Source organism: Brevibacillus sp. NRRL NRS-603, from assembly GCF_003013445.1.
Taxonomy (GTDB): Bacteria; Bacillota; Bacilli; order Brevibacillales; family Brevibacillaceae; genus Brevibacillus; species Brevibacillus formosus.
On record NZ_PXZN01000066.1, the window covers coordinates 1 to 12,971 of the forward strand.

Below are 12,971 nucleotides of genomic sequence, written 5' to 3' on the forward strand. Positions count from 1 at the left end.
GACAGTGATACGGTCTGGATGGATCGCCCCTGCTTTTTTCGCGATTTCTTTCAGAACAGCTGATACGCCGCCTGCCTCGTGGCAATCCTCGATATGATAGTCAGAGGAAGGAGCCAGCTTGCAAATATGCGGAATGCGCTTCGCTACTTCGTTGATGCGCTCAATCGGGTATTCGATGCCTGCTTCTTGTGCGATAGCCAGTGTATGGAGAACGGTATTGGTTGACCCACCCATCGCCATGTCGAGTGCGAATGCATCGTCGATAGCCTCGAGTGTCACGATGTCGCGTGGTTTAATGTCGCGTTCAATCAGATTTTTCAGTTTTTCAGCAGAGGATTGTACCAGCTCGCGACGCTCAGGAGAGACAGCGAGTACGGTACCGTTGCCAGGCAGAGCCAAACCGATGGCTTCGAGCAGACAGTTCATCGAGTTCGCTGTAAACATACCGGAACAGGAACCGCAAGTCGGGCATCCATATTGCTCCAGCTCTTCGAGTTGCTGGTCGTTGATCAAGCCTGCTTGGTGAGCGCCTACACCCTCGAATACGGAGGAAAGCGAGATAGAGCGGCCATCACTCGTTTTTCCGGCTTTCATAGGACCACCGGTTACAAATACGGTTGGAATGTTGACGCGAAGTGCACCCATGATCATCCCGGGCGTGATCTTGTCACAGTTTGGAATACAGATCATGCCGTCGAACCAGTGAGCAGCGACAACGGTTTCCAAGCTGTCTGCGATGATTTCACGGCTCGGGAGGGAATAGCGCATCCCGATATGTCCCATAGCAATTCCGTCGTCAACACCAATGGTATTGAATTCGAATGGAACCATGCCAGCAGCACGAACGGCTTCTTTGACCAGTTTTCCAAATTCCTGCAAGTGCACATGACCTGGAATAATGTCGATGTACGAGTTGCAAATGGCGATAAACGGTTTATCGAAATCCTCATCCTTTACACCCGCTGCACGAAGCAAGCTGCGGTGCGGTGCGCGGTCGAATCCTTTTTTGATCATATCACTTCGTTGTCTGGCCAATTTGAAAAACTCCCTTCCAATACGGATCATGCCTGTCTTATGTTTTGAACTATCTTATCAATTTTTAATTACAGAAACAACCGCAAAAGTCTGAACATTCGCTCGGTCTCGAGTGGTCCGAACAGCTGCTCTCGATTGGCATAGGCTTAGGAATCATAGCGAAATCAGCTTGTTTGGGATAAAATAGAAGAATCGACTCTATTTCGGTTGGAGTGAACAAAATGTTAAATGAGTTAAAAAACATCTGGTCGGACGGGAATGAAGAGGAGCGCCGCATTCTTGAGCTGGCTGTTGCTGCCATTCATCAAAAGCGGGAACGGAATAGCGCGTTTATCTCTGGTTTTCTTGGATTAAAGGGAGAGTTCATAGACGAAGAAAGACAGTCGTACCGCTTCGAATTGCCTCTGACGCCTTTTATGCACAATTCAGGGGGAGTTGTTCATGGAGGAATTCTTGCGACCTTGATCGATTCAGCGATGGGCTCCTTGATCAATCGGTCCTTGCCACCCAATCAGTATGCAGTGACGACAGAGCTGAAGATCAATTATTTGCTTCCGGGAAAAGGGGAGCGGCTGCGAGCAGAAGCGAGCTTTTTGCATCGCGGACACAAATTGGTCGTCATGGAGGGCAGTGTTTACGATGATCGGGATAGGCGGATCGCCCACGGTACAGGATCGTTCATTGTGCTCTCGAGAAATGGTGGGAAATAAAAAACTCGCTCCACACCAAAAAGGCGAGAGCGAGAGGTGACGGTGTTATTTGATGACAACGAGACCGCTGTATTCCGAAATGTAAGTGAGCATTTTGGTGGAAAGCGGTACGATAAACTCCATGTCTTCTTTCTCGACGATACCGGATCGCGAAACAATCCGGGCCCACTTGGCGGTCAGCTTGTAGTAATCGGAACCAAATGAGGCATGAACCGTCTCACTCTGATGCCGAAACGTGACAGGGCTTGTGCCCAGCTTCACCGGGACCATGCTGATAATATCCTGCAAAAACAAATGGTAGGTCATATGTGGCTTGAAAAAAATAAGCTCCTTTGTGGTGACAGAGAAGCCGTAGCTATTGTTCATTTGGGTGAATTTGAGTTCACCTTCCATATTTTTCAGCCGAATGAAGTCGGTATTCATGTTTATCCCCCTCCTTCGGGTATCTCTCTATGATAGTAATCTTTCCTATGCAAGTGCAAGTGGAAGGTTGTTGAAAAAAGTTGTTCCAATCGTAGTAAAGGAGCGAAATGTCATGATCGAAATTGCAAAAGAAGCAGCAAGCGTCGCGGGTGCGTTTTTGAAGGAACGTTTCCTTGAACAGCTCGTGCCCGATGAGGAATTGCATAACGACGTGAAGCTGCCAGAGGATAAAGGCAGTGAACAGCGCATCATTGAGGTCCTGCATCGCCATTTCCCGACGCATACCATTTTTTCTGAAGAGGTCGGAATGGTTTCCCGCGAGGAAGAGTATCTGTGGATTATCGATCCTTTGGATGGAACGAATAACTATTTTATCGGCTATCCGTATTTCTCGATCTCGATTGCATTGCAGCACAAGGGCGAGCTGGTGCTGGGCGTCGTCTACAATCCGGTAGCGGGTCAAATGTTTTGGGCGGAAAAAGGAAAAGGGGCCTATTTGAACGGAAAACGATTAAACGTCAATAACCGTCAAGACCTTACACGTGCAGTCGGTACGTACATCCGAGGACGAGACACGGTAACGAAGGTAGAAGAGATGGCTTTTACGGAACCGTTTGTATTCCAGACCAAGCGTCTCATGCGAAATATTGCCCCCGCACTGGACTGGTGCTTGCTGGCAAACGGATGGCTCGATTATATCGTGATGCAACGATCCAATATTATGGATGTGGCTGCCGGAATTGTTATCGCCCAGGAGGCGGGTGCAACGATTACAGACTGGTCCGGAAAACCGTATCAGCATGAACCATTCCAGCAAGATCACACGCCTTCATTAGTGGCGAGCAACGGACACTTGCATGAAACGATCCGCGGTATGATTCGACAGTAACAGGTACAAAAGAAGCAGGACTTATGTAGCGGTTTATGGCTCTTCTGGATTTCTTTTCATTTATTGGCAACCAAATGTTTCGGCGCGCGTATAAAACTGTTGCGAATGATTTGCTATTCTGTGATAGGTAAAAGAGGTGAGAAAAATGGCACGAATGGAATATCGGCTGCTGGATGAGGCGAGGGGATACCCTGTTCAGTTTTACTACGACAATGTGAACAAAGATGAGGTCTCCTTGCGTTTCGCTTGCGATTATTTGGTGAAGGGGCATGTCGTTTATGAAAAGACGTCCTGTGCAATCGAAAACGGCACGTATGTCATTTACGTCAAGCGCTCAACAGAAGAGCAAGCTGTCGATTACGCGGAGGCTGTGTCTGCACGATGGGGCAGCATCCAGATCGAAATGCGTGAATATCAAGAAAATGCAAGCGTTTATCCGCTTGTGCACACGTTTTATTTCAAGGACGATGACGACGCCCTCTTGCATCTGCAAAGCGACTATTTGTACGTGAATGGACGCGAATGGGAGAAGACATCGGCCGAGGTGGATGAAGATCGGCAGGTTTATGTTTACTACGCGAAGCCAGTGTAGGAGGAAGAAAAATGGCACAAACGAAATCGAAGAAAGTAGTTGGGCTGTTCGTCGCAGCTGCACTTGCGATCAGCGGTTGTTCTTCCGGGGACGACTATGATGATTGCTACGATAATGACAATGACGGCTATTGTGACGATAGCAGCAGCAGTGGGGGTTCGAGCTCTACCTACAGGTCATACAAGAGCAAATCCGGAGTATCGAGTGGGATAAGCACGAGCAGCTCCAAGGGCGGTATCGGCAGCTCGGGCTATTCCAGCTCCGGGTGAGGTGATGGAAGTGGAAGACCATAACCGACGAGAACGAGAGGCACTGTACGGCCCGATGCGGGAAGAGGGCGTATTTACCTGGGATTGGATGTATGGCGAGGAGTATGCGCTATATGATATCCACCTGATCCCTCCGTCCTTTCGAGAGGAAATCGCGATGGCAACAGAGCGGCTTGGCCAAATTTTTACCAAGGTCGTTCCGGTATTGCAGCGTGCAGAGGACTCCCTGTTGTTGGAACTAGGAGTGCCAAAGCAGGCATTGCAGGCAGTCAGGATCGTCGTTTCCCAAATGGTGCCGACTGTCATTGGACGCTTTGATTTTGCCCAGACGACAGAAGGATTGAAGATGCTCGAGTGCAACAGCGATACCCCTACAGGAATAGTCGAGGCTTTTTATGTGAACGGTCGTGCCTGTCGCCATTTCTTGCGCGAGGACCCTAATGAAGGGATGGAGCGGCAGTTGCGTTCGGCATTCAGCAAGGTGGTCGACGCGTATCGGGCGAAAGGCTATGACACGGATTCTATCTGGTTTAGCTCGCTCGACTGGCATGAAGAAGACAAGGGAACGACATTGTACTTATTGAACCAATCGGGTCTGTCTGCCCGGTTTGCCGCTTTGGAACATTTGCGTGTTTGGCAAGATCGGCTCTATGTAAAGGAGAATGAGGAGCTATTGCCAGTCGATGTGCTGTACCGCCTGCATGCTTTGGAAAAGCTGGCGGAAGAACAGGATGAAGATGGCTACCCGACTGGTGAGCATGTGCTATCGTTGATTGCCCGCAAAAAGCTGGCCATTATTAATCCTCCTTCTGCGTTTCTCATTCAGACGAAGGCTTTGCAGGCGCTCATCTGGAACTTGCATGAGGCAAATGAGTTTTTCACTGAAGAGGAGCACGCGATCATCGAAGCTTACATGCTGCCGACTTATTTTGAAAATTGGTTTGCAGGCAGAGAGGACTACGTCACGAAGCCGATTTTTGGGCGGGAAGGTGGCGGTGTCATGCTGTTTGCGTCAGATGGTACGCTGCAAGAGAAGGATCAGGAAGAGTTTTACTGGGAGCAGCCGATGATTTATCAGAAACGGGTGGAGCTTCCAGAGATAACGGTTCAGACGATGAAGGGAGCGTATGCTGGACGGCTGCTCTGGGGGTCCTTTTGGATCGGCACAGAGGCATCGGCAATTGTAGCCCGTGTCGGGGGACCGATTACAAACAACCTATCATATTATTTGCCGGTCGGCATAGACAAGTAGCGAAAGGAGAGGACAACTTACATGTTGGGACAATTGGATTACGTATTAAACTTTTTAGCGTATTTGGCAGTGACCATTCCGATATTAGCTGTGGGGATTTTTGTGTTTACGATTACGACTCCTTACAAGGAGTTTGATCTGATCAAGCAAGGAGCACAGACTGACGATCCGAAGAAAATGGCAGCGGCAAAAGCGGCCTCACACGATTTGGGAGGTAAAATCATCGGTTTGGCAATCGTCCTCGCTTCGGCTGTTTACCACTCCGTTAACTTGTGGGATTTGGTCATCTGGGGTATTGTAGGAATGGTATTTCAAGTCATCATTTTTTATTTGTTCGAATGGGTCACACCATTTAAAGTCGTGTCTGAAATTCCGAACGGAAACGTATCCGTCGGTATTTTCGCTTCGCGGTTGAGTATTGCAGCGGGCTTGTTGATGGCTGCGCTGATCAGCTACTAAGCATGGAAAGAGGCGTTCACCTTCGAAGTCTGGTGCTCGTGTAGGTTCTCTACATTTAGCTCCTCCCGCTTCAGGTTCCCGCCTCTTTTTCGATGCGGAATCGATCATATTTTGAACAGGCACTTATGGGCACAGGGAGGAGTCTTTTTGTTCTGGCGCGTCATGTATGAGATTTTTATCATTATGCTAGTGATTACGTATGCGATCCTGTTGTTCGCAGACTTCTCTAATCATCCTTTGTTAACTGATGAACTGATGAACAAGGTAGACAATGGGCTGATCATTTTGCTGATTGCCGAGTATTTGATCCGGCTATGGAGGGCGAAAGACAAACGAAAATTCGTTTTCGCCAACTGGTTCGATCTGATCGCAATGATTCCATTAGACTCTTATTTGTATTTGGCCAGAATCATGCGCGTGCTTCGGCTGGTGCGCATCGTGCGTGCTTCGCCGTTTTTATTGGGAATCATTCGTTCAGGTCCGATGCGTCAAGTATTTGGGGTCGTCACGATTATCATGCTGTGGAGCTCGACTGCTATTTATTTGCTCGAGTACGGTGTGAACGAAAACATTAAAAGCTTCCCGGATGCGTTGTGGTGGTCAATTGTGACAACCACGACAGTCGGCTACGGTGATATTTCGCCTGTGACGTCAGGTGGGAGGATCATGGCGGCGATCTTGATGGTAACGGGGATCGGAATGCTTGGAGCCTTGACGGCGAATTTTGCTACCCATTGGACAGAGACACATGAAAGCAAAAGCCTGGATGAGAAAGATCGCTTAACCGAAGAGATCAAAAAGCAGGCGATCGCAAATATCCGACAGATCGAAAGCTTGACCGAGCACGAGTATGAGACGCTCAAAGAAAGTGTGGATTTGCTGTACCGTCGAACGAGGAAAAAGAGTGAGGAATAAGCGGAGAGCTGTCAGGCATTATGCCTGGCAGTTTTTTTCTTCCCCATTTTAAATCACTTTCATAATGTTTAAAAAGCTGCGTAGGAAGAAGTTCATTTCCAGTNNGCGCTCCCGCCATTCATTTCAAAGCGGACAGTCAATCCCCCTAGCAGGGCGTAGGCCGAAGCGTAGACTGGAAATGAACTTCTTCCCCCACAACAGCCACGACAAAACCACTATGTTCAAGTGAAATATGATTTTGTTATTGACGAGGCAATCCATCACAATTATAATTCCGAGTAAACATATATGAATTACAAAACGAGTTTGGTTAAGGGGGTTATCCGATGGCGAAAACAGCGGCTTTGGTAATTGCTCACGGTTCACCCGATCCTGACTGGTTGGCGTTGGTGGAATCAGCCGTTTGGCAGTGCCGCACTGATTTGCCCATTCGGGTAGCTTACTTGGGGGGAGTGGAAGGACGAAGCATCAGCGATGAAGTGAAACGTCTGGAAGCATCAGGAGCGACAACGATTGTCGTCGTTCCACTATTCGCCACGGCAGGAAGCAATCATGTAGGGGAAATCCGCGCGATGCTTGGACTAGACCCATGGCCGACAGGAGAGACAGGCCTGATTCGTGTTCCCGTTCAGGCAAGAATTCTCTGGTGTCCGCCATTGGAGGATCACCCAAACGTCGAGCAGATCGTGGCAGAGCGAATCGCTAATCTATCACGCTTGCCGAATCAGGAGGCTTTGTTGCTCGTCGGGCACGGCAGTGACTTGCCTGGATGTCATGAGCGCTGGGAAAAGCTGCTTTTGCGTCTGACATTCCGCTTGCAAAACCGCTACCAATTTGCGGCTGCCGGATATGCGACACTGAGGCCCGATACACTGTACGATCAAGCCTGTTTACTGGCAAAAATAGGAGATGTCCTCGTGCTTCCTCTGTTCGTCAGCCAGGGTTACTTTACGCGACAAGCAATCCCGAAACGGCTTGCCGGCTTGGATTATCGTTATGAGGGCAGTGCGTACTTGCCCCATCCACTGATTGCTGACTGGATAAGCCAATCGATTCGAATGGCATTGGTAACTGACATCTTCACACAAAGGAGCTTGTACGAGCATGGCAGAGAGAAAGCAGTGGAAGTGGGCTGCTGATCCATCCCTCAACAAAATGGAGTTTACGAAGCTGGAAAAAGACGGACTGGACGTCATCGAATCGATCGTAAACACCTATTCCAAAGAAGGGTTTTCATCGATTGAATCTTCTGACATGGATCGGTTTAAATGGGCAGGCGTCTATCAGCAGCGTCCAAAGGATGGACACTTCATGATGCGTGTGCGCATACCTGGAGGCATTTTGAGCAGTGAACAAGCGCGGGTGCTCGCCAACATCGCGAAAGATCATGGACGTAATCTGGTGGATGTGACCACGCGTCAGGCTGTGCAATTTCACTGGCTTACAGTAGAATCGCTCGCTGACATTTTTGATCGGCTCGCATCAGTCGGGCTTTCTTCTTTTGAAGCATGTGGAGACTGCCCGCGGCAAATCATGGGGAACCCACTGGCAGGAATCGATCCACATGAAGTGCTGGATACGCGCCCCATCGTAGCGGAGTTGGAAAAATTTTTCTTACTCAATCGCGACTTCTCTAATCTGCCACGCAAGTACAAAATATCGATTTCTGCCAATATTCACAACGCCACGCATGCGCAAATCAATGACCTAGCTTTCACTCCGGCCCAAAAAGTCATAGCTGGCAAGGAAGTAATCGGCTTTCATGTATGGGTAGGAGGCGGCTTGTCAGCGAAGCCATACTTGGCGAAGCGACTGGATGTGTTCGTGCGACCAGAGGATGTCGTCAAAGTAGCGGCGGGAGTTACGACTCTGTTCCGCGATTTCGGCTACCGTCAAAAACGTACGCATGCACGTCTTAAGTTCTTGGTCGCTGATTGGGGACCGGAAAAGTTCAAGGAGCAATTACTGGAGCTGGTTGGTGAGATTGAGCCGGGTGGTATCGATTTGACCTCGGGCTGGAATGGCGGATATTTTTACGGCATGAACGAGCAGCGCCAAGCAGGACTGTACTACGCAGGTTTGTCTGTTCCCGTTGGGCGGATGAGTGCAGCGGAACTAAATGAGCTTGCCCGTCTGGCGGACGAATATGGCGATGGGACGATTGGCACCTGTAACACGCAAAATGTCCTGATTCGCAACATTCCCGAAGCGAAGGTCGCAGCTTTCCGCAATGAGCCGCTTATTGTGAACCGTTTCAAATTGCGGCCCAATACGTTTGTCGGGTATGCCGTATCGTGCACGGGTACAGAATATTGCAATTTGGCGATCGTGGAGACCAAGGAGCGGATGCGTTCGCTGGCTCAGTATTTGGATGATACAGTTGTGCTCGATACGCCACTGCGCATTCATATGATTGGTTGTCCGAATTCTTGCGGCCAGCGGCAAATTGCGGATATTGGCCTGCAAGGCGCATTGGTCAAGACATCAAACGGGATGGTTGAGGCGTTTGACATCTACGTAGGCGGGACACTGGAGGAGCCGCAATTCAACCGCAAGCTCAACGCGCGGATTACGGTGGACCGACTCGGGCCGTTCCTTGCCCAATTGATCACGCTGTACAAGGCGGATCGTCAGGATGGCGAACCATACTGGCGCTACGTGGAGCGGGTAGGACTTTCCCATATCCAAGCGCAGGTTGACTCCATTCTGCAACCAGCGTAATGCCTGTGTGGTCTATAGCCAGGTTAGGAGGGGACATGTCATGAGAGAGGAACAAACAGAGAGCTATCTTTACAAGCTGGAAGCTGTGCTGGAGGAAGGGCGGTTACTGACGGTTGTGGTGATTGCGAAAACGGATGAGAGAGCCTTTTCTTCAGCCGAGAACAATCTCTTGCGACATACGATAGCCCCACCTCGTATTAAAGAGCTGAGCCTGGTGGAAAAGAAGCCGCTCGGACGCCAAGGAGTCGGGTACGTAGTGGAAACCTCTACGTTTGCTTCATACAACTAGGACTTTACCTGTGAAGGAACAGAGCAGCAAGGAGGACGGATTCGCAATGAACACAGGCAGAGTCGTTTTTGTCGGGGCAGGGCCTGGTGACCCCAAGCTGCTGACGATTCGCGGCATGGAGTCGCTTCGTCTCGCGGATGTGATTGTGTACGATCGCCTGGCAAGCCCACAGCTTCTCTCATACGCAAAAAAGAGCGCCAGCCTTATCTATTGCGGGAAAGAGGCTGATCATCATACATTGCCGCAAGAAGAGATCAACTTCCTGCTCATTCGGGAAGCCCGAAAAGGGAAGTATGTCGTTCGACTGAAAGGCGGGGACCCGAGCATGTTCGGGCGGGTAGGAGAGGAAGCGCAGATGTGCCGTGATCATTCTATTCCGTTTGAGATCGTCCCAGGGATTACGTCCGGAATGGCGGCCCCACTCTATGCGGGTATTCCGCTGACGCATCGTGACTACAACTCTTCCGTCGCTTTTGTCACCGGTCACTTGTGTGAAAAAAATGCCGGAAAGGAGCCGGACTGGGCTGCTCTCGCCTCGATGGAAACGTTGGTCATCTACATGGGTGTGAAAAATCTGCCTCGTATCAGGGACCGCCTTCTTGCGCATGGAAAAGACGCCCATACGCCGGTAGCTCTCGTGCGCTGGGGGACGGTGCGTGAGCAGGAGACGTTGATTGGCAAGCTCGGGACGATAGATAAGGAAGTCGAGCAGGCTCGTTTTGCCGCACCCGCTATCATTATCGTAGGGGAGGTCGTCCGTCTGCGGGAATCGCTGAACTGGTACGAATCACGCCCCTTGTTCGGACAACGAGTAGCCGTTGCAAGAAGAGCAAGCGATCAAGGAAGTAGCGAGCTCGTAATTGCTTTGGAACAGTTGGGCGCCGAAGTCATGCCGATTCCCCTGATCGAACACTGCACGCTTGATACACCACTGACAGCGCTGGCCACTTATCGTTGGCTCGTGTTCGCGAATGCGCAGCAAGTATCCTTTTTTACTTCTGCCCTGCGACAACAACGCTACGATGTGCGGCGCTTGACGAGCAAGCTGGCTGTTTGTGGACAACGGGCTTTTGAGGCTTTCGAGAAACAGGGGATATATCCGGACTTGGTGCTGGATGAAAACACATCTCTGCTGGCATTCCCCGACCTGCTTGCCTTGGAAAAAGAAGAACAGGTGCTTTACGCAGGGGAAGAGAAGCCACAAAAAATCACGCTGGACTACGGCAAGGTGATTCAAGTGATCCAAGCAGGCACTCTCGAATGGGATGGGAAGAACCCCAGTGCAGAAAAGGCAGGATGCTCATTTGACTGGCTAGCCACGGATGATGTCCATACGCTGTCAGCGCTTGCGCAATTTGCTGGCGATGCCTGGTCAAAGACACCGATCGTATGCGTCGGGAAGGAAACGGCAGACGCAGCGAGAGAAATGGGCTGGCAATTCGTGAGCAGCCATGCAGATAACGCAATCAATATAAACGATCTGAAGGACTCGTACGCTAAATGATCAAGGAGGGGGCATATGAGCCAGCTGAATTATGCGTCTGCGACAGAGGAACAACTCGCTTCCATCAATAATCGTCTCGCAAAGGGCGACACCATAGACGTAATCAAATGGGCATACAAGACGTTTTCGGATGATTTGATTTATTCGTGCAGCTTTGGGGCCGAGGCCATGGTGCTGCTCGATATGATCAGCGATGTGAAAAAGGATGCCAAGGTCACTTTTTTGGATACCAATCTCCACTTTTCCGAGACGTACAGCTTGATTGAGCAGGTGAGAGCGAGGTATCCTGCACTGCGGCTAACGGTCAAGCAGCCGGATATCACGCTGGCACAGCAGGCAGACCTCCATGGCGAAGAATTGTGGAGCAGGCAGCCGGATATGTGCTGCCATATGCGCAAGGTACAGCCGATGGAAAGTGTGTTGACCGGAGCGGTTGCCTGGATGTCAGGACTACGCAGAGAGCAGTCTGCCACGAGAGCGAATGTCGAGTTTATCAATCGCGATGAAAAATTCCAGTCGCTAAAAATTTGTCCGCTCATTCATTGGAAGGCGGAAGAAGTGTGGCAGTACATCCGAGCATTTGAATTGCCGTACAATCCCCTTCATGATCAGAGCTATCCAAGCATCGGCTGCGCTCCTTGTACACGTCCTGTAAAAGAGGGCGAGGATTCGAGGGCAGGACGCTGGGCGCAAGCAGGGAAAACGGAATGTGGTCTGCATCTCGCAAGGTAAACGAGAAGAAGAGAACAAACCAAGGATAGGAGGACTTTTGTATGAGTGGGAAACCTCACGGGGGAGAGCTGGTAAACCGTTTTGATCCACAGGCAGACCTGTCGGTGACTGCGCATGAAGTGGAGATAGATGCATTTGCACTCGCAGATATGGAGTTAATCGGGATTGGAGGCTACAGTCCGCTTGAAGGGTTTTTGAATCGGGCGGATTATATTTCTGTAGTTGAGCAGATGCGGCTGGCAGATGGTACCGTTTGGAGCATTCCGATTACGCTTCCGGTCTCGACCACTGTCGCAGGAGACTTGCAGATCGGAGACAAGGTGCGGTTGAGCCATCAGGGTACGATCTATGGCATTCTTGCGATCACCGATATTTATTCACCTGACAAGGAGCGAGAAGCCCGGCTCGTCTATGGGACCGACGATACGAATCATCCCGGAGTGAAAAAGCTGCTGGAGCGTCCTGCCGTTTATTTGGCTGGCCCGATTACATTGGTAAAGCGCACTGAAAAAGGGCATTTTGCCAGCTATCACTTCGATCCGGCACAAACGAGAGAAAGATTTGCCGAGAAGGGCTGGAAAACGATTGTCGGCTTTCAGACACGCAACCCAGTCCACCGCGCGCATGAATACATCCAGAAGACAGCACTCGAAATCGTCGATGGTCTCTTTTTGAACCCTCTCGTGGGCGAAACGAAGGCAGATGACATCCCTGCTGATGTGCGGATGAACAGCTATCAGGTATTGCTGGAAAAATACTATCCGGCTACCCGGGTAGAGTTGGCCGTGTTCCCGGCTGCCATGCGTTATGCAGGACCACGGGAAGCGATTTTTCACGCATTGGTGAGGAAGAATTACGGCTGCACTCATTTTATTGTAGGCCGGGATCACGCAGGTGTTGGCAACTATTACGGGACGTACGATGCCCAGCATATTTTCCGCCAGTTCCAGCCAGAGGAGCTAGGGATTACGCCATTATTTTTCGAGAACAGCTTTTATTGCCAGACCTGCGGAAACATGGCCTCTACCAAAACGTGCCCGCATGATAGCGAGCATCATGTCGCGCTGTCCGGGACGAAGGTGAGGGAAATGCTGTCGCGCGGCGAGGCTCCGCCACCTGAATTTAGCCGTCCTGAGGTCGCGCGGGTATTGATCGAAGGGCTGCGACCGGTGTCCGTATAA

The 12,971-nt window shown here is 50.4% G+C and carries 15 protein-coding genes; 13 read left to right on the forward strand and 2 right to left on the reverse strand.

Annotated features, from left to right (window positions below):
• Positions 1 to 1,035, reverse strand: a 1,035-nt coding sequence (ilvD, locus tag C7R94_RS27315; RefSeq protein WP_199197968.1) for a dihydroxy-acid dehydratase, incomplete at its 3' end; no start/stop codon positions are given.
• Between the two features lie 221 nt (positions 1,036 to 1,256).
• On the opposite strand from ilvD, the gene C7R94_RS27320 reads away from it, so the two are divergent.
• Positions 1,257 to 1,745, forward strand: coding sequence for a PaaI family thioesterase (locus C7R94_RS27320; protein WP_106785740.1), 489 nt, complete (start codon positions 1,257 to 1,259; stop codon positions 1,743 to 1,745).
• A 45-nt stretch (positions 1,746 to 1,790) separates the two neighbouring features.
• Here the strand turns inward: C7R94_RS27320 and C7R94_RS27325 are convergent, their stop codons facing one another.
• The gene (locus C7R94_RS27325) at positions 1,791 to 2,168 is read right to left on the reverse strand and encodes a hypothetical protein (protein WP_047071749.1); all 378 of its coding nucleotides are present in this window, start codon (positions 2,166 to 2,168) and stop codon (positions 1,791 to 1,793) included.
• A gap of 112 nt (positions 2,169 to 2,280) precedes the next feature.
• Here C7R94_RS27325 and C7R94_RS27330 point away from each other — a divergent pair, with 112 nt between their 5' ends.
• From C7R94_RS27330 to sat, 12 genes are all read left to right on the forward strand, one after another.
• Positions 2,281 to 3,057 carry an inositol monophosphatase family protein gene (locus C7R94_RS27330; protein ID WP_106785768.1) on the forward strand — a complete coding sequence of 259 codons (777 nt, stop codon included), beginning with the start codon at positions 2,281 to 2,283 and terminating at the stop codon, positions 3,055 to 3,057.
• 145 nt (positions 3,058 to 3,202) lie between these two features.
• On the forward strand, positions 3,203 to 3,649 hold the full coding sequence (locus tag C7R94_RS27335; protein ID WP_047071751.1) for a hypothetical protein: 447 nt from the start codon (positions 3,203 to 3,205) through the stop codon (positions 3,647 to 3,649).
• Between the two features lie 11 nt (positions 3,650 to 3,660).
• Positions 3,661 to 3,918 (forward strand): hypothetical protein, encoded by a 258-nt coding sequence (locus C7R94_RS27340; RefSeq protein ID WP_106785741.1) that lies wholly within the window; start codon positions 3,661 to 3,663, stop codon positions 3,916 to 3,918.
• A 4-nt stretch (positions 3,919 to 3,922) separates the two neighbouring features.
• Positions 3,923 to 5,170 carry a glutathionylspermidine synthase family protein gene (locus tag C7R94_RS27345; RefSeq protein ID WP_197239779.1) on the forward strand — a complete coding sequence of 416 codons (1,248 nt, stop codon included), beginning with the start codon at positions 3,923 to 3,925 and terminating at the stop codon, positions 5,168 to 5,170.
• 21 nt (positions 5,171 to 5,191) lie between these two features.
• The gene (locus C7R94_RS27350) at positions 5,192 to 5,629 is read left to right on the forward strand and encodes a DUF350 domain-containing protein (RefSeq protein WP_048034089.1); all 438 of its coding nucleotides are present in this window, start codon (positions 5,192 to 5,194) and stop codon (positions 5,627 to 5,629) included.
• Positions 5,630 to 5,776: 147 nt separating this feature from the next.
• Entirely contained in the window at positions 5,777 to 6,544 is a 768-nt protein-coding gene (locus C7R94_RS27355) for a potassium channel family protein (protein ID WP_106785742.1), read from the forward strand.
• Positions 6,545 to 6,870: 326 nt separating this feature from the next.
• Complete coding sequence (locus C7R94_RS27360; RefSeq protein WP_106785743.1) at positions 6,871 to 7,683, forward strand: sirohydrochlorin chelatase; 813 nt, start codon at positions 6,871 to 6,873, stop codon at positions 7,681 to 7,683.
• Positions 7,649 to 9,265, forward strand: a complete 1,617-nt coding sequence (locus C7R94_RS27365) for a nitrite/sulfite reductase (RefSeq protein WP_106785744.1) — start codon at positions 7,649 to 7,651, stop codon at positions 9,263 to 9,265. Before C7R94_RS27360 ends, C7R94_RS27365 begins: the two co-directional genes overlap by 35 nt.
• A 40-nt stretch (positions 9,266 to 9,305) precedes the next feature.
• Positions 9,306 to 9,554, forward strand: a complete 249-nt coding sequence (locus C7R94_RS27370) for a DUF3906 family protein (RefSeq protein ID WP_047071761.1) — start codon at positions 9,306 to 9,308, stop codon at positions 9,552 to 9,554.
• A gap of 46 nt (positions 9,555 to 9,600) precedes the next feature.
• The gene (cobA, locus tag C7R94_RS27375; protein WP_233220684.1) at positions 9,601 to 11,058 is read left to right on the forward strand and encodes a uroporphyrinogen-III C-methyltransferase; all 1,458 of its coding nucleotides are present in this window, start codon (positions 9,601 to 9,603) and stop codon (positions 11,056 to 11,058) included.
• A gap of 15 nt (positions 11,059 to 11,073) precedes the next feature.
• Entirely contained in the window at positions 11,074 to 11,790 is a 717-nt protein-coding gene (locus C7R94_RS27380) for a phosphoadenylyl-sulfate reductase (RefSeq protein WP_106785745.1), read from the forward strand.
• 41 nt (positions 11,791 to 11,831) lie between these two features.
• Positions 11,832 to 12,971: a sulfate adenylyltransferase gene (sat, locus tag C7R94_RS27385; RefSeq protein WP_106785746.1), complete on the forward strand. Its 1,140-nt coding sequence runs from the start codon at positions 11,832 to 11,834 to the stop codon at positions 12,969 to 12,971.